This window comes from Kitasatospora sp. NPDC030952 (assembly GCF_055571335.1).
The window spans coordinates 33,175-49,021 of record NZ_JBVIFM010000006.1; the positions used below are offsets into that span (position 1 = coordinate 33,175).

11 protein-coding genes are annotated in these 15,847 nt (G+C 74.5%); 7 read left to right on the forward strand and 4 right to left on the reverse strand.

Annotation, left to right across the window (positions count from 1 at the left end; genetic code table 11):
- Positions 1–39 precede the first annotated feature (39 nt).
- The 6 genes from ACZ47G_RS13775 to ACZ47G_RS13800 all read left to right on the forward strand — a co-directional run bounded on the left by ACZ47G_RS13775 (position 40) and on the right by ACZ47G_RS13800 (position 8,299).
- The gene (locus ACZ47G_RS13775) at positions 40–1,239 is read left to right on the forward strand and encodes an ATP-grasp domain-containing protein (protein WP_465742155.1); all 1,200 of its coding nucleotides are present in this window, start codon (positions 40–42) and stop codon (positions 1,237–1,239) included.
- Entirely contained in the window at positions 1,236–2,993 is a 1,758-nt protein-coding gene (locus ACZ47G_RS13780) for an IucA/IucC family protein (RefSeq protein ID WP_465742157.1), read from the forward strand. The genes ACZ47G_RS13775 and ACZ47G_RS13780 overlap by 4 nt, the downstream gene beginning before the upstream one ends.
- A complete protein-coding gene (locus ACZ47G_RS13785; RefSeq protein WP_465742159.1) occupies positions 2,987–4,174 on the forward strand; it encodes an MFS transporter in 1,188 nt (395 codons plus the stop codon). The genes ACZ47G_RS13780 and ACZ47G_RS13785 overlap by 7 nt, the downstream gene beginning before the upstream one ends.
- Positions 4,171–6,075, forward strand: coding sequence for an IucA/IucC family protein (locus tag ACZ47G_RS13790; RefSeq protein ID WP_465742161.1), 1,905 nt, complete (start codon positions 4,171–4,173; stop codon positions 6,073–6,075). Before ACZ47G_RS13785 ends, ACZ47G_RS13790 begins: the two co-directional genes overlap by 4 nt.
- Positions 6,072–7,289 carry a type III PLP-dependent enzyme gene (locus tag ACZ47G_RS13795; RefSeq protein WP_465742163.1) on the forward strand — a complete coding sequence of 406 codons (1,218 nt, stop codon included), beginning with the start codon at positions 6,072–6,074 and terminating at the stop codon, positions 7,287–7,289. Before ACZ47G_RS13790 ends, ACZ47G_RS13795 begins: the two co-directional genes overlap by 4 nt.
- Before the next feature lie 212 nt (positions 7,290–7,501).
- On the forward strand, positions 7,502–8,299 hold the full coding sequence (locus ACZ47G_RS13800) for an inositol monophosphatase family protein (protein WP_465742637.1): 798 nt from the start codon (positions 7,502–7,504) through the stop codon (positions 8,297–8,299).
- A 90-nt stretch (positions 8,300–8,389) separates the two neighbouring features.
- On the opposite strand, the gene ACZ47G_RS13805 is transcribed toward ACZ47G_RS13800, so the two are convergent.
- The 4 genes from ACZ47G_RS13805 to ACZ47G_RS13820 form a co-directional block, all read right to left on the reverse strand.
- Positions 8,390–9,904 carry a pyridoxal phosphate-dependent decarboxylase family protein gene (locus tag ACZ47G_RS13805; protein WP_465742165.1) on the reverse strand — a complete coding sequence of 505 codons (1,515 nt, stop codon included), beginning with the start codon at positions 9,902–9,904 and terminating at the stop codon, positions 8,390–8,392.
- On the reverse strand, positions 9,901–11,370 hold the full coding sequence (locus tag ACZ47G_RS13810; RefSeq protein WP_465742167.1) for a diaminobutyrate--2-oxoglutarate transaminase: 1,470 nt from the start codon (positions 11,368–11,370) through the stop codon (positions 9,901–9,903). Before ACZ47G_RS13810 ends, ACZ47G_RS13805 begins: the two co-directional genes overlap by 4 nt.
- A gap of 284 nt (positions 11,371–11,654) precedes the next feature.
- The gene (locus ACZ47G_RS13815) at positions 11,655–12,404 is read right to left on the reverse strand and encodes a response regulator (protein ID WP_465742169.1); all 750 of its coding nucleotides are present in this window, start codon (positions 12,402–12,404) and stop codon (positions 11,655–11,657) included.
- On the reverse strand, positions 12,401–14,110 hold the full coding sequence (locus tag ACZ47G_RS13820) for an ATP-binding protein (protein ID WP_465742171.1): 1,710 nt from the start codon (positions 14,108–14,110) through the stop codon (positions 12,401–12,403). The genes ACZ47G_RS13815 and ACZ47G_RS13820 overlap by 4 nt, the downstream gene beginning before the upstream one ends.
- A 164-nt stretch (positions 14,111–14,274) precedes the next feature.
- On the opposite strand from ACZ47G_RS13820, the gene ACZ47G_RS13825 reads away from it, so the two are divergent.
- Positions 14,275–15,684: a cation:dicarboxylate symporter family transporter gene (locus ACZ47G_RS13825; protein WP_465742173.1), complete on the forward strand. Its 1,410-nt coding sequence runs from the start codon at positions 14,275–14,277 to the stop codon at positions 15,682–15,684.
- The last annotated feature ends 163 nt before the right edge of the window (positions 15,685–15,847 follow it).

Consider the following 15,847-nt stretch of genomic DNA (forward strand, 5'->3'; position numbering starts at 1 on the left):
GTCCCTCGTCCGTCACCACGCCCCCCGAGGACACCCCCCATGCGGCTCTACCTGCTCGCCCTCAACACCACAGACTCGGTCACCCGCGGCTTCCTGCCCGCCGCCGCCCGGCTCGGACTCGACGTCACGGTCCTCACCGACCACGTCGAGGACCACCAACGCGCCTACACCAGAGCAGGGTTGGCGTGCGAGGTGGTGGAGTGCGACGTCCAGGACTTCCGCGAGGTGATCGGGCTGATATCGCAGCACCACACCCCCGACGCGGTGTTCAGCAACAGCGACCACCTGCAGACCCAGACCGCCCTGGTCGCCGAGTACTTCGGCCTGGCCGGCAAGGACTGGAAGGCCGCCCTGCGGGCCAAGAACAAGGGTGAACTGCGCCGCCACCTGGCCGAGTCCGGGCTGGACCAGGTCAGCTCCGCCGAGCTGGCCCCCGGGCAGGACCCGGCCGGCCTCAACCCGCCGTTCCCGTGCATCGTCAAGCCCCGCGAGGGCGTCGCCAGCGAGGACGTCACGCTGGTCGCCGACGCCGCCGAACTCGCCCAGCGGGTCAAGGAGATCCAGCAGCGCCGCCCCGGCGCCACCCTGGTGGTCGAGGAGTTCCTGGCCGGCGAGCTGTGCACCCTGGAGACCCTCGGCGACGGCCGGGCCCGGCACGTCCTCGGCGGCTTTCGCACCCGGCTCTCCCCGCCGCCGGACTTCATCGAGGAGGTGCTGACCTTCACCCCGGCGCACCCCCGGCCGGTGGTCGACCAGGTCCTCGCCCAACTCGACGCCCTCGGCGTCGGACTCGGCGCCTGCCACACCGAGTTCGTCCTCCAGCCGGACGGCCGCGCCCGCATCATCGAGGTCAACTACCGCGCCATCGGCGACCAGTGCGACCTGATGCTCGCCGAGATCCTCGGGATCCCCTACTTCGAGCTGGTGCTGCGCGCCCACCTCGGCGAGCGGCTGCCCGCCGACCTCGGCGCCCGTACCGACCGTCGGGCCCGCCACGAGCGGGTCTGCGCGGAGCGGGCCGGCACCCTGACCGCCGCACCCGAACCGCACTTCGAGCGACGAGCCGACGGCGTCACCCTCTCCTACCTGCCGGTGCGCGAGCTCGGCGCCCGGCACGAGCTCTACCGCACCAACCGCGACTACCTGGGCATCGTCTGGGCGGTCGGCCCGGACCAGGGCGCGGTGGACACCGCCGTGGCGGAGTTCATCGCCGCCAACCGCTGGGAGATCACCCCATGACCCCGACCGAGCCGACGCTGACCGCCGCACCCCCGGCCCCGCACCCGGCCCCGGCTCCCGCACCCGCCCCTGCCCCCGCCCCCGCCGAACAGCTCACCCTGCGCGTGCTGTCCGCACTGCTGCGCGAGGACGTGCTCGGCCTCCGCACCGGCGGCGTCCTGGAGCAGCGGTCCGACGGCCCCTGGCTGACCGACGGCACACTCGCCCTCCCGGTCGCCCCCGACGGCTTCCAGGGCGACCACGCCGCCCGGCTGCCGGTCCTGGAGGTGGACGGCACCCGTCTCACCGACCTGACCGCCGTCCTCGCCCGGCTGGCGGAGCGCGCCCACCCGCAGGACCGCCCCGGTCACCTGGCCTTCGCCGAGGAGTGCCGGCAGACCCTCGCCACCATGGAACTGCACGAGCGGGTCCGGCCCGAGGTGCTCGACCGGCTCGCCGAGCGGTACGGCGTGGACGTGTCCGGCTGGACCGGCCCGAGCGGCGCGCTGGGCTTCGAGGCACTCGCCGCCTTCCTGGACCACCCGGTCTACCCCACCGCGCGCGGCCGCTCCGGTCTCACCGAACCCCAACTGCGGTCGTACGCACCTGAGTTCCACCCCAGCTTCGAACTGCGCTGGCTCGCCGTGCCGGCCGGGCGGCTGACCGTGCACGGCGACGGGCCGCTGCCATCCTGGTGGCCGAGCGCCGAACAGCTGGGCGTGCCGGGAGAGTTCGAGACCGTCCCGGTCCACCCGCTCACCGCCGGCGAGGACTTCGCGCGGATCGCGCCCGGCGCGGTGCTCGCCCCCGAGCCGTACCTCGAGGTGCTGCCGACGCTGTCCATGCGTACTGTCGCCGTCGCCCAGGATCCTTCCTGCCACCTCAAACTGCCGCTCGCCACCGCCACCCTGGGCCTGCGCAACCGGCGCACCATCAAGCCGGTCACCCTGGTCAACGGCGCGGTCGGACAGCGGCTGGTGGAGACGGTGGCCGCCGGGGAGCCGCGCTTCGCCGGCCGGGTGCTGCACGCCGACGAGCAGCACTACGCCCACGCCGAGGACGAGTTGCTCGCCGTCCTGCTGCGCCGCTACCCGGACGGCCTGGACGGGGCGGTCACCGTCCCGTTGGCCGCCCTGCTGGCCGGGGCGCCGGACGGGCGGCTGGTGATCGACCACCTGGCCGACCGCTTCCACCACGGTTCCGTCCCCGCGCTGTTCGAGGACCTGCTGCGGCTGCTGGTCGACTGGCAGACCACCCTGTTCGGCCACGGCATCGCCCTGGAGTCGCACCAGCAGAACACCTCGCTGGTCCTGGACGGCTCCGGCCTGCGGCTGCTCTACAAGGACAACGACGGCCCCCGGGTCAACACCGCCCGGACGGCCGCCTCCCCGATCGCCGAACTGGCGGCACTGGTCGCCGAGTTCCGCGACCCGCGGATCCTCGGCGAGCAGGACGGGGCTCTCACCGACCTGTTCACCACGATCACCGGCCACCTGTGCACGGCCTCGCTCGCCTTCGGCCTGGCCGAGCACGGCCGGGTGCCGCTGGAGCGGAGCCTGGAGCTGCTGCGCGCCGTCCTCACCGAGGCGCTCGACCGCCTCGGCCCGGCCGGGCAGCCGCTGCGCACCGCCCTGCTGGACGCCGAACGGCTGCCGGTCAAGGCCATGGTGAGCGCCGGCACCCTGCTCAGCAAGGAGCGCAGCGGCGCCGCCGACATCAACAAGCACTACACCGACGGACCCAACTACCTTCTGCCGAAGGACCGTTCATGGTGACCGCCGAGCCGCTGCCGCGCGCGGCCGACGCCGTCGGACTGGACCGGCGCCAGGTGCACGCGGTGGCGGCCTGCTACTTCGTCGCCTCCTTCGCCGCCCTCGGCCTGCCGCCCTACCTCACCGAGATCCTGCCCGGCCTCGGCGACCACAGCGGGCACTGGGCCGGGCTGCTCTACATCGTGCCGACCGTCTTCACCGCCCTCGGCGCACCGCTGTGGGGCCGGCTGGCCGACCGCTTCGGCCAGAAGCGGCTGCTGCTGCGCGCCCAACTCGGCCTCGCGGTCTCCTTCCTGCTCGCCGGTGCGGCCGACAGCCTGCCCGCGTTCACCATCGCGCTGGTGCTCCAGGGCTTCCTCGGCGGCACCTTCTCCGCCACCAACGGCTACCTCGCCGCGGCCCTGGACGGCTCCCAGCTGTCCAAGGCGCTGACCCTGATGCAGGGCAGCGCCCGGGCCGCGCTGGTCGCCGCGCCGATCCTGGTGGGCGCGCTGTCGCCGTGGATCGACCCGCACCGGCAGTACCTGGTGATGGCGGTGCTGCCGCTCACGGCCGCGGTCCTGCTCAACTCCCTGCCGGAGCGCGCCCGTCCGGCCGCCGCCCGGACGGGCCGCGACACCGCGCCGGCCGACCCGCCGGGCTCGCTCAGGCTGCTCTACACCTTCGAGTTCGCCTTCGTCTTCGCCACCATCATCTCCTTCCCGTACCTGATCACCCTGGTCCAGCAGCGGCTGCCGGGCGTCAACGGCACGGTCGCGGGCCTGCTGTTCGCGCTGCCGCACCTGGTCTACCTGATCGGTGCCGGGCGGGTGCACGCCGCCGTCGAGGCGCGCCCCCGCAGCGGGCTCGCCCTGGGCTTCGCCCTGGTCGCCGTCGGACTGGCCGGCCACGCCCCGGCCCACTCCCTGCTCACCTTCGCCCTCACCCGGGCGGTGCTCGGCCTCGGCATGACCTTCGGCCTGGTCTGCCTCGCCGTCCTCGCCGCCGAAGCCGCCCGCGGCCGCGCGCCGGGCCGGATGTTCGGCACCCGCGAAACCGTCTCCAAGTGCGGTGCCGTCGCCGCCGGACTGGCCGCCGCGCTCGCCAACAGCAGCAGCGGACCGGCCGCCCCGGTCGTCACCGGCACCGTCGCCGCACTGGCCGCCGCCCTGCTCACCCTCCTGACCCGTAGGAGCCCCCGATGACCGCCCGGCCCACCACCCTCCCCGCCAGCCCGTCGCCCACCGCCCCCACCGGACTGACCGGATCCGAACTGACCGGATCCGAACTGCTCGACGACGGACGCCCCGGCGCCGAACCGCTCGACGCCGAACCGCTCGACGCCGAACTGCCCGGCGCCGACGACGCGGTGGCCCACACCCTGCTCAACTGCCTGCTGCGCGAGGTGTCCGCGCCCGAGCACCAGACCGCCGTCGACGACGGCCGGCTGCTGCTGCGCCTGCCGCGCCGCGGCACCTTGCTGCGGGTCGCCCTGCGCCGCACCTCGCTGCTCGGCGCCCACCGGTTCACCGGACCGGTGTACGAGGAAACCCCGGACGGCTGGCGCGAGTTGGGCTGGCGCGAACTCGCCGGGTACGCCCAGGACGAACTGGAGTTGCGCACCGGCACGGTGAACGAGGAGTTCCTCGACCAGGTGGCATCCAGCCACCGGGGCGTCGACGCGGGCCTGGTCGCCCGCCCGGCCGCCGGAACGGACCGCTACCTGGAGTCCGAGCAGGCCCTGCTGTTCGGCCACCGCTTCCACCCGGCCCCCAAGTCCCGTTCCGCCGCCCGCGGCGACTGGCGGCACTACGCCCCCGAGTCCCGCGCGGCCTTCCCGCTGCGCCACTTCGCCGTCCGCGCCGAACTGCTCGCCGAACAGTCCCTGGACGCCGAAGCGAGCGCCGCACTGGACGGCCTCGGCGAGGTGCCGGACGGCTACCGGCTGCTGCCCGTCCACCCCTGGCAGCACCAACTCATCGGCGACCACCCGCTGTTGCGCGCCGCCCTGGCCCGCGGCGATGTCCTCGACCTCGGCCCGCGCGGCGAGAGCTTCGCCGCCACCGCCTCGGTGCGCACCCTGTACGGCGCGGACGCCTTCCTCAAGTTCAGCCTCAACGTCCGCATCACCAACTGCCTGCGCAAGAACGCCGCCTACGAGCTCACCGGCGCCGTCGAACTCACCCGGCTGCTGGACCCGGTGCTCACCGACCTCGCCCGGCGCTTCCCGGACGCGGCGATGCTTCGCGAGCCCGCCTTCCGCACCCTCGCCCTGCCAGGCCCCGACGGCCGCCCCGACCAGGCGCTCTACGAGGGCTTCGGCCTGATCCTGCGCGAGGGCCTCGGCGGCGTGCTGCGCCCCGGCGTCACCCCGCTGCTCGCGGCCGCCGTCGCCGACGAGCACCCGACCAGCTCGGCGCACATCTCCCGCCTGCTGGGCGGTAGTTCGGACAACGCCCGGGCCCTCGACTGGTGGCGCGACTACCTGCGACTGCTCCTCCCGCCGGTACTGGCCGCCTACTTCGACCACGGCGTGGTGCTGGAGCCGCACCTGCAGAACGTACTGATCGGCGTCGACCCGGACGGCCGTCCGGCACAGGTGCTCTTCCGCGACCTGGAGGGCACCAAGCTGGTCCCCGAGCAGAACGCCGAGCTGCTGGCCGCCCTGCCGCCCGAGGTGGCCGGCCCGATGACCTACGACGCCGAACGCGGCTGGGACCGGGTGGTCTACTGCCTGCTGGTCAACCACGTCGCCGAGCTGCTCGCCGCCCTCGCGGACCGCCACCCCGAGCTGGAGGGCGCGCTCTGGCAGACCGTCCGGGACACCCTGGAGGAGTACGCCGCCGCGCACGGACGCCCGCCCCGGCTGCGGGCGCTGCTGGCCGGCGTCCCGCTGCCCGCCAAGGCCAACCTGCTGACCCGCTGGGAGCGCAAGGCCGACCGCGAGGCCGGGTACGTCCGGCTGCCCTCCCCACTGGCCGGCTCGGTGCTCGCCGAGGCCGCCCGGATGACCACCCGGACGACCAGCCGGACGACCAGCCGGACGACCGCCCAGACGATCACCCCGACGACCGCCGACCTTCCCACCGGGAGCACCCCTCGATGAGCAGCACCGCGCACCGCGACACCGTCCAGCAGCGGGTCGCCGACCTCGCGCCCGACGAACTGCCCGCCTACGTCTACGACCTGGCCGCGCTGCGCGAGCACGCCGCCGCCGTCCGGGCCGCGCTGCCCGACCGGGTCGAGCTGTACTACGCCGCCAAGGCCAACCCGGAGGCGCCGCTACTGACCGCGCTGCGTGCCGCCGTCGACGGCTACGAGGTCTCCAGCGGCGGGGAGTTGGCGCACGTACGGGCCGCCGTACCGGACGCTCCGCTGGCCTTCGGCGGGCCGGGCAAGACCCCGGCCGAAATCGCCGCCGCCGTGGACGCGGGGGTGCACCGCTGGCACGTCGAGAGCGAGCAGGAACTGCACCGGCTGGCCGCCGTACTGGCGGAGCGGCCCGGGGCGAGCGTGGACGTCCTGCTGCGGGTCAACCTGCCGGTGGCCACCGACGCCCTGGACGCGGTGCCGCTGGCGATGGGCGGACGGCCCACCCCGTTCGGCCTCGACCCGGACCGGGCCGAGGAGTGCGTCCGGCTGCTCACCGACGGTGGACCGCTCGGACACCGGCTGCGCCTGCGCGGAGTGCACGCCCACCTGGCCAGCGGGCTGGCGGCGGCGGAACAGCTGTCGGTCGCCGAGCAGATCGTCACCTGGTCGGCCGACCTGGCCGCACGGCACGGCCTCCCGCTCACCGAGGTCAACATCGGCGGCGGGATGGCGGTGGACTACGAGGACCCGGAGCGGCGCTTCGACTGGACAGCCTTCGGTGAGGGCCTGGCCAAGCTGCTGGACGCCCACCCCGGGCTGACCCTGCGGATCGAGCCCGGGCGAGCGCTGACCGCCTACTGCGGCTGGTACGCGACCGAGGTGCTGGACGTGAAGCGCAGCCACGGCGAGGACTTCGCGGTGGTCCGCGGCGGCACCCACCACCTGCGCACCCCCGCCACCCGCGGGCACTCCCAGCCCTTCGCGGTGCTCCCGGTGGACGCCTGGCCGCACCCGTGGCCCCGCCCCGCGGTCGGCACCGGCCGGGCCACCCTGGCCGGACAGCTGTGCACCCCGAAGGACGTGCTGGCCCGGGCGGCGGACGGCGCGGCCGGCCTGCGGGCCGGGGACCGGGTGCTGTTCGCGATGGCGGGCGCGTACGGGTGGAACATCTCGCACCACGAGTTCCTGATGCACCCCCGCCCGGGGTTCCACTACCTGGGCGGCTGACGGCGATCGGTTCACCGGGGGTCGGCGGACAGACGACGGGCACCAGCCGACAGCGAACAGATTTCAGATAACAGATAACAGCTTTCATCATCTGTCATCTGTTCGCCGCTCCTCCCCGCTCCCGCCGGCCGATCCCCGCCACCCGTCCGCCGACACCGGCTCCGCGCACTCGTGCGAAAGTGGTAACCGGCGAAGGGAGCGCGAACGTGCTGATGGACAAGGTGGCGGAGATACTCGCCGAGGCGTCGGCCGAGGCGGTGGAGCCGCGTTTCCGGGCGCTCCGCGCCGGCGAGGTGATGGAGAAGGCGCCCGGCGAGATCGTGACGATCGCCGACCGCGAGGCCGAGGCGATCATCGCCCGCCGGCTGCACGAGCTGCTGCCCGTCCCGGTGGTCGGCGAGGAGGCCGTGGCCGCCGATCCGTCGCTCGCCCAGGCCATCCACGACGAGCCCGCCGTCTGGCTGGTCGACCCGGTGGACGGCACCTCCAACTTCGTCGCGGGCCGCCCCGACTACGCCGTGATGTGCTCGCTGGTCCGTGGCGGCCTGACCGTCGCCTCCTGGATCTGGCAGCCCGCCGCCGCGACCGCCTACCGCGCCGAACTGGGCGCCGGCGCCTGGCGCGACGGCGAACGCCTCACCCGCCCGCCGGCCCCCGCCGACGCCCGGAAGCTGACCGGCATCCTGAAGAGCCGCTTCCTCGACCCGGCCGACCGCCGCCGGATGGAGGCCAACTGCTCGGTCTTCGGCGAGATCGACCCCGGCCGGAGCGCCGCCGGGATCGAGTACCCGGAGGTCGTCGAGGGCCGGGTCGACTTCATCTTCTACTGGCGCACCCTCCCCTGGGACCACGCCCCGGGTTCGCTGCTGCTCACCGAGGCCGGCGGCGTCGCGGCCCGCATGGACGGCAGCCCGTACCGCCCGGAGGCCCCGGGCTGCGAGGACGGCCTCCTGATCGCCGCCGACGCGGACACCTGGGAGCTGACCCGCGGCATCCTGCTGAACACCTGACGGCCGCCCGCCCGACTCCCGCCCCCGCCCCCGCCCCACGCCGACCCACGCCGACGCCGGACCCGCACCGGCGCCCGCCCCACGACGCCGCTACCCCGCCCGCTCCCCCGCGACCTTGCGCCCCGCGCCAACCACCTCCCGCAGCAGCGCGCCCACCTCCCCCGCCGTGGTGTGCGGGTTGAGCAGGGTGAGCTTGAGCCGCACCCGCCCCGGCCCGTCCCCGGGCAGTTCGGTGCGCCCGACCACCGCGCGCCCGGTGCGCAGCAGGAGCCGGCGCAGCTGCCCGTTCAGCTCGTCCACGGCGGCCTCGTCCGTCAGCCCGGGCGGGCGGTAGCGGAACAGCAGCACAGTGAGGACCGGTTCGGCGTGCAGTTCGAGCGAGGGTTCGGCCCGGACGGCGGCCGCCGCCGCCAGCGCCAGGTCGTGGCAGGCGTCGACGAGCCGGCCGAGCCCCTCGCGGCCGAGGGTGCGCAGGGTGACGGCGAGTTTGAAGGCGTCGGCCCGCCGGGTGGTGCGCAGCGAACGGCCGAGCAGGCTGGGGTAGCCGGCCTGCTCGTCGTCGACCGGGTTGAGGTACTCGGCGCGCCGCGCCAGCGAGACGTACGTCTCCGCCCGCCGGACCAGGAACACCCCGGCGGCCGCGGGCTGCCAGCCGAGCTTGTGCCAGTCGAGGGAGACGGAGTCGGCGCGGGCGATGCCGTCGAGCAGCGGGGCGAGCCGGTCGGAGAGCAGCGCGCCGCCGCCGTACGCGGCGTCGACGTGCAGCCAGGCGCCGTAGCGGCCGGCCAGGTCGGCGGCGGCGTCCAGCGGGTCGATGGCGCCGGTGTCGGTGGTGCCGGCGGTGGCGACGACGGCGATCGGGGTGCGTCCGGCCCAGCTGGCCTCGGCCAGGGATCGTTCCAACTCCTGCGGGGGCATCCGCAGTTGGCGGTCGACGGGGACGGCGAGGACGGACCGTTCGCCGAGCCCGAGCAGGGCGGCCGCGCGCTGGACGGAGAAATGGGCCGCTTCGGAGGCGAGGATGCACGGCCGGGCGCCGACCGGGATGCCGTCCAACTCCACGATGCCGTCGAGCTTCTGGTCCCGCGCCAGCATCAGCCCCATCAGGTTGGACTCGGTGCCGCCGGAGGTGAGCACCCCGGCCGCGCGCGCCGGGTCGTAGCCGACCAGGGCGGCGAGTTCGGCGAGCAGTGCGGTCTCCAGGGCCGTGGCGGCGGGGGCCTGGTCCCAGGAGTCCTGGGAGGGGTTGAGCACGCTGACCGCGAGGTCGGCGGCGGCCGCGACGGCGAGCGGCGGGCAGTGCAGGTGGGCGGCGCAGGCCGGATCGGCGGGGTCGGCGGCGCCGTGGGCGAGCAGTTCGGTGAGCCGGGCCAGCGCGCCGCGCCCGCCGGCGCCGGAGAGCCCGTCCGCGACCAGGGCGGCGATCTCGGCCGGGCTGCCGGCGGGCACCGGTCCGGAGCGCAGCGCGGTGCCGGTATCCAGAGCGTCGAGGACGGTGGCCAGCAGCGGGCCGAGCGCCCCCGGTCCGCGCGCTCCACCGGCGAGGGCGGCCAAGTCGCCGCTCTCGTCGGACAGTTCGGGCACCGCCCCGGAGTCGTCGGTCATGCCCCACCCCGGGCGGCCGAAGCGGCGGCCGAGGCTGCGGCCGGAGCAACCGCCGGGGCCGCCGCCGAGGTCCGGGCCGAGGCCGAGGCCGCCGAGGCCGCCGCGATCGCCTCCGCCAGCCGCTCCAGGACGGCCGCGATCTGCTCGTCGGTGATGGTGAGCGGAGGCAGCAGCCGCAGCACCGCGTCGTGCCGCCCGCCGAGTTCGACGATCAGCCCGCGCTCCAGGCACGCCTCCCGGACCCGTACGGCGAGCGCCGGATCGGCGGGCCGGGCGCCGCAGGCGTCGGGTTCGGCGGTCGGGTCGACCAGTTCGACGCCGATCATCAGTCCGCGCCCGCGCACGTCGCCGATCGCCGGCAGTTCGGCGGCGAGTTCTCGCAGCCGGTCGGTCATCCGGGCGCCGGCCACGGCTGCCCGCTCGGCCAGCCCGTGCGCGGCGACGTACCGCAGGGTCGCGGCGCCGGCGGCCATGGCGAGGGTGTTGCCGCGGAAGGTGCCGGTGTGGGCGCCGGGCCGCCAGCCGTCGTAGTCCTCGCGGTAGACGACCACGGCGAGCGGCAGGCTGCCGCCGATGGCCTTGGAGAGCACCATGGCGTCCGGCACGATGCCGCTGTGCTCGACGGCCCACATCGCGCCGGTGCGCCCGACGCCGGTCTGCACCTCGTCGACGATCAGCGGGATGCCGCGTTCGGCGGTGATCCGGCGCATCTCGCGCAGCCAGCCGTCGGGCGCGGGGACGACCCCGCCCTCGCCCTGGACGGCCTCCAGGATCATCGCGGCGGGCGGCACCACCCCGCCCGAGGGGTCGTCCAGCAGCCGTTCCACATAGGTCACGCCGAGTTCGGCGCCCGCCTCGCCGCCGACCCCGAACGGGCAGCGGTAGCCGTACGGGTAGGGCAGCCGGACCACCTCGCCGCCGCTGGGCAGCGGTTCCTTGACGGCGACGTTGCCGGAGAGCGCGAGCGCGCCGGCCGTCATGCCGTGGTAGGCGCCGGTGAAGGCGAGTGCGCCGGGGCGCCCGGTGGCGGTCTGCATCAGCTTGAGGGCGGCCTCGACGGCGTCCGTCCCGGCCGGTCCGCAGAAGTGCACCCGGGCGCGGGCCGCGAACTCGGCGGGCAGGCTGTCGAACAGCGCGCTGGTGAAGTCGTCCTTCTCGGCGGTGGCGAGGTCGAGCAGGTGCAGCGGGGCGCCGCTGTCGAGGGTGCGGCGGATCGCCTGCAGCACGACGGGGTGGTTGTGTCCGAGGGCGAGCGTTCCGGCGCCGGAGAGGCAGTCCAGGTAGCGGCGGCCGTCGGCGCCCTCGACGGTCATGCCGTGGGCCCGGACAGGGACGATCGGGAAGGAGCGGGCGTACGTCCGGGCGGCGGACTCGCGGACGCGCTGGCGGCGCAGGATGGCCTCACCGGAGGGCGGGGCCCCGGCGGCATCCGAAGCGGCCTGGGCGGGTACGGCGGCGAGCGACAAGGCGAACCCCCAGAAAAAGTTAGGTAAGCCTAACTTTATCGCCGACGACCTGGCGGGATGCCTCGGGGGCACCGAGAACCACCCGAGTGAGTGAACCTCCCCCGGTTTCGCGTACGCCACCCCCGACCGAGCTCAACGAGTGACGCGCCGGGACGACACGCCACCGGCCGCCCCCGACCACAACCGACCGCAACCGGCCGCCATCGACCGGATCCCGTCGAATCCGCCCGATCCCAGCCGGAGTCGACCGGATCCACCCGCGCCCCACCGGTGGCCGGGGATCCTCACCGCCCCTTCCAGCGGTAGCAGAGCTCCGGCCGCCCGACACTCCCGTACTGCGGCTCGCGCACCGCCCGCCCGGTGTCCACCAGGTGTTCCAGGTAGCGCCGCGCGGTGATCCGGGACACCCCGGCGGCAGCACCGGCCGCGGCCGCCGACAGTCCGGTCGCGGTCTCCCGCAACACCGAGGCCACGGCGTCCAGGGTGGGCGCACTCAGCCCCTTGGGCAGCGAGTTGCGCTCGGGCGTGCGGAGCAGGGCGAGCGCCTGGTCGACCTCGTCCTGGCCGGTGGCCTCGCCGGTGCGCCCGAGGCTGTCGCGGTAGCGGGCGTAGCGCTCCAGCCGGTCGTGCAGGGCCGCCGCGCTGAACGGTTTCAGCAGGTACTGCACCACCCCCGCCGAGACCGCCTGGCGCACCATCGCGAGGTCGCGGGCCGAGGTGACCGCGATGACGTCGGTGCCGTGCCCGGCGGCGCGCAGCGTGCGGCACAGCTGGAGGCCGTGGCCGTCCGGCAGGTAGAGGTCGAGCAGGGTGAGGTCGACGGGCGTTCCGGCGGACCGCGCCCGCTCCAGGAAGCGCAGCGCGTCGGCGCAACTGTGCACGGTGCCGACGGCGCGGAAGCCGGGCTCACGCTCCACGTAGAGGGTGTGCGCGGCGGCGGCCACCGGGTCGTCCTCCACCACCAGCACGGAGATCCCGCCGCCCGCCCCGCCTACTCCGCCCGCCCCGTCGCTCACGCCAGTCACGCCAGTCACGCCGGGACCCCTTCGCACTCGTCGGAGCGGACCGGGCCCCCGGTCAGCGGCAACCGTACGGTGAGCACCGCGCCGCGTTCGCGCGCGACCTCGACGGTTCCGCCGTTGCGCCGGGCGGCCTGGGCGACCAGCGCCAGCCCGAGGCCGTGCCCGTGGCCGTCCTGCTTGGTGCTCCAGCCGCGCCGGAACACGTCCTCGACGGCGGCCGGGTCGATGCCCGCGCCGGTGTCGGCGACCCGCAGCAGCAGGCAGGCGGCCCGGGCGCCCGGGCCGGCCGCCGCGCCGCCCGGGTCGATCCGGGCCGTGACGGTCACCTCCGGCGCGTACGGGCTCTGGGCGGACCCGGCGATCGCGGCGTCCACCGCGTTGTCGATCAGGTTGCCGAGGACGGTGATCAGGTCCCGGGCGGAGAGCCCGGGCGGGAGCACCCCGTCGTCGATCCGGCTGTCCTCGGTGAGGGTCAACTCCACGCCCCGCTCGGCCGCCTGGGCCGCCTTGCCGAGCAGCAGCGCGGCCAGCACCGGCTCGCTGACCGCCGCGACCACCCGGTCGGTGAGCTGCTGGGCGAGCGCGAGTTCTGCGGTGGCGAACTCCACCGCCTGTTCGTGGCGCCCGAGTTCGATCAGCGAGACCACCGCGTGCAGCCGGTTGGCGGCCTCGTGCGCCTGTGCCCCGAGCGCCTCGGTGAAGCCGCGGACGGAGTCCAGCTCGCCGCTCAGCGACTGAAGTTCGGTGTGGTCGCGGAGGGTCACCACCCGGCCGAGGCCGGTGCCGATGGTGGAGGTGTTGAGCACCACGACCCGCTCGGCGGTCAGGTGCACCTCGTCCCGTGCCGGCTCCTCACCGAGGACGGCGGCCACCAGCGCCTCCGGCAGTTCCAGTTCCGCTACCGGGCGCCCGTCCAACTCACCTTCGAGCCCGAGCAGTTCGCGGGCCGCGTCGTTGCAGAGCACCACCCGGTGCGCACGGTCGAGCAGGATCAGCCCCTCCCGCACCGAGCGCAGGGTCGCCTGGTGGTACTCGTAGAGGTGGCTGAGTTCGTCCGGCCGCATGCCGTGGGTGTGCCGCCGCAGCCGGGAGTTGGCGAGGTAGGTGCCCACCCCGCCGAGCGCGAGAGCGGCGACCGCGACCCCGACCAGGGCGAGCAGCGGGCCGCTCAGCTGGTCGGAGATCGACTCCAGCGTCAGCCCGACGCTGACCAGCGCGACCACCCGGTGCCGGTCGTCCAGCACCGGGGTGACCACCCGCACGGACGGGCCGAGCGTGCCGGTGTACGTCTCGCTGCGGGTCTCGCCGGCCAGTGCCCAGTCGATGTGCCCGAGGTAGCGCTTGCCGATCTGCTCGGGCAGCGGGTGGGTCCAGCGCACCCCGTCGGTGTCCATGACGGTGATGAAGGAGACCCTGGAGTCCTGGCGCACCTGCTCGACGTACGGCTGGAGCACCGCGGTCGGGTCGGGCCCGGCGACGGCGGAACGCACCGCGGGGGAGTCGGCGACGGCGTGGGCGATCGAGGTGACCTCGCGGCGGGCCGCGTCCTCGGTGCGCTCGGCGGTGAACAGGTACGCGAGCACCGCGCCGCCGGCGACCACGGCGGCGACGATGACCACCTGGACGACGAACAGCTGCCCGGCCAGGCTGCGGACCAGCCGGCGCGACAGGGGGAACCACCGGCGACGCGAGCGGGTGGGGGTGGTGCTCACGGACATGCCTGCCAGTGTGCACCACGGCCCCGGACACCCCCAGTGGCCCGACGGTTCCCGCCCACCGTGAACTCTATGAACGCAAACGTGACCTCCGTCACGCCGGAACCCCATAGTCAAAGCGGCCCACCACCCGGGGCCGCCAGGACTGCAGGGCGAAGGAGCCGCAGATGTCGATCACCGAGTCCGCCACGGCGGGGGGACCCAGACGCAAGGACCGGACCCACTACCTCTACCTCGCGGTGATCGCCGCGGTGATCGCGGGCGTGGTGGTCGGACTGGTCGCCCCCGGCTTCGCCGTGGAGCTGAAGCCGATCGGCACCGGGTTCGTCAACCTGATCAAGATGATGATCAGCCCGGTGATCTTCTGCACCATCGTGCTGGGCATCGGCTCGGTCACCAAGGCCGCGAAGGTCGGCAAGGTCGGCGGCCTCGCCATCGGCTACTTCCTCGTCATGTCGACCATCGCCCTGGCCATCGGCATGGCCGTCGGCAACCTGCTGGAGCCCGGCGGCGGCCTCCACCTGACCGCCGCCCTCGCCAAGTCCGGCCACGCCCAGGCGACCGCCGGCGGCGCCCAGTCGACCACCGACTTCCTGCTCGGGATGATCCCCGACACCCTGTTCTCGGCCCTCACCCAGGGCAAGGTGCTGCAGACCCTGCTGATCGCGCTGCTGGCCGGCTTCGCCCTGCAGGCGATGGGGACGGCCGGCGCCCCGGTGCTGCGCGGGATCGAGCACCTCCAGCGGCTGGTCTTCCGGATCATGTCGATGATCATGTGGGTCGCGCCGGTCGGCGCCTTCGGGGCGATGGCCGCGGTGGTCGGAGCGACCGGCGTCGACGCGCTGAAGAGCCTCGCCGTGATCATGATCGGCTTCTACGTGACCTGCGTGCTGTTCGTCGTCGTGGTGCTCGGCGCACTGCTCCGCCTGGTCGCCGGGGTCAATGTGTTCGCGCTGCTCAAGTACCTCGGGCGCGAGTTCCTGCTGATCCTCTCCACCTCCTCCTCCGAGAGCGCGCTGCCCCGCCTGATCGCCAAGATGGAGCACCTGGGCGTCAGCCGCCCGGTCGTCGGCATCACCGTGCCGACCGGCTACAGCTTCAACCTCGACGGCACCGCGATCTACCTCACCATGTCCTCGATCTTCATCTCCGAGGCGATGGACAAGCCGATGTCGATCGGCGAGCAGCTCTCGCTGCTGGTGTTCATGGTGATCGCGAGCAAGGGCGCCGCCGGGGTCACCGGCGCCGGACTGGCCACCCTCGCCGGCGGACTGCAGTCGCACAAGCCGGCGCTGGTGGACGGGGTCGGTCTGATCGTCGGCATCGACCGGTTCATGTCGGAGGCCCGGGCGCTCACCAACTTCGCCGGCAACGCCGTCGCGACCGTGCTGATCGGGCACTGGACCGGCGAACTGGACGCCGAGCGCGCCCAGCGGGTGCTGGGCGGCGAGCTGCCGTTCGACGAGCTGACGCTGGTCGACAGCCACGGCGGCACCGGTGCCGCCGACCCCTCGGGCCCCGCACCGGAGACCGTCCCCGTCGGGGCCGGCGCCGGAGCCGGGACCGCCGTCGGCTGAGCGAGCACCCCGCACTCCCCCGGTCCGGCGCCTCACACCATCCCCCGGAAACGGCGCCGGGCCGGGGGTTCCCGTTTTCCCGCCACCAGCGGGGATCGCGCGGAGGGAGCCCTCGGGAGCGGCCCTCGGGAGCCCGCAGGAGCAGCCCTCAGGAGCCTTCAGG

Coding starts and splice junctions, on each gene's coding strand:
- ACZ47G_RS13780 (WP_465742157.1), top strand. CDS start 1,236: ATGACCCCGACCGAGCCGACGCTGACCGCCGCACCCCCGGCCCCGCAC.
- ACZ47G_RS13800 (WP_465742637.1), top strand. CDS start 7,502: ATGGACAAGGTGGCGGAGATACTCGCCGAGGCGTCGGCCGAGGCGGTG.
- ACZ47G_RS13790 (WP_465742161.1), top strand. CDS start 4,171: ATGACCGCCCGGCCCACCACCCTCCCCGCCAGCCCGTCGCCCACCGCC.
- ACZ47G_RS13805 (WP_465742165.1), bottom strand. CDS start 9,904: ATGACCGACGACTCCGGGGCGGTGCCCGAACTGTCCGACGAGAGCGGC.
- ACZ47G_RS13820 (WP_465742171.1), bottom strand. CDS start 14,110: ATGTCCGTGAGCACCACCCCCACCCGCTCGCGTCGCCGGTGGTTCCCC.
- ACZ47G_RS13825 (WP_465742173.1), top strand. CDS start 14,275: ATGTCGATCACCGAGTCCGCCACGGCGGGGGGACCCAGACGCAAGGAC.
- ACZ47G_RS13775 (WP_465742155.1), top strand. CDS start 40: ATGCGGCTCTACCTGCTCGCCCTCAACACCACAGACTCGGTCACCCGC.
- ACZ47G_RS13795 (WP_465742163.1), top strand. CDS start 6,072: ATGAGCAGCACCGCGCACCGCGACACCGTCCAGCAGCGGGTCGCCGAC.
- ACZ47G_RS13785 (WP_465742159.1), top strand. CDS start 2,987: ATGGTGACCGCCGAGCCGCTGCCGCGCGCGGCCGACGCCGTCGGACTG.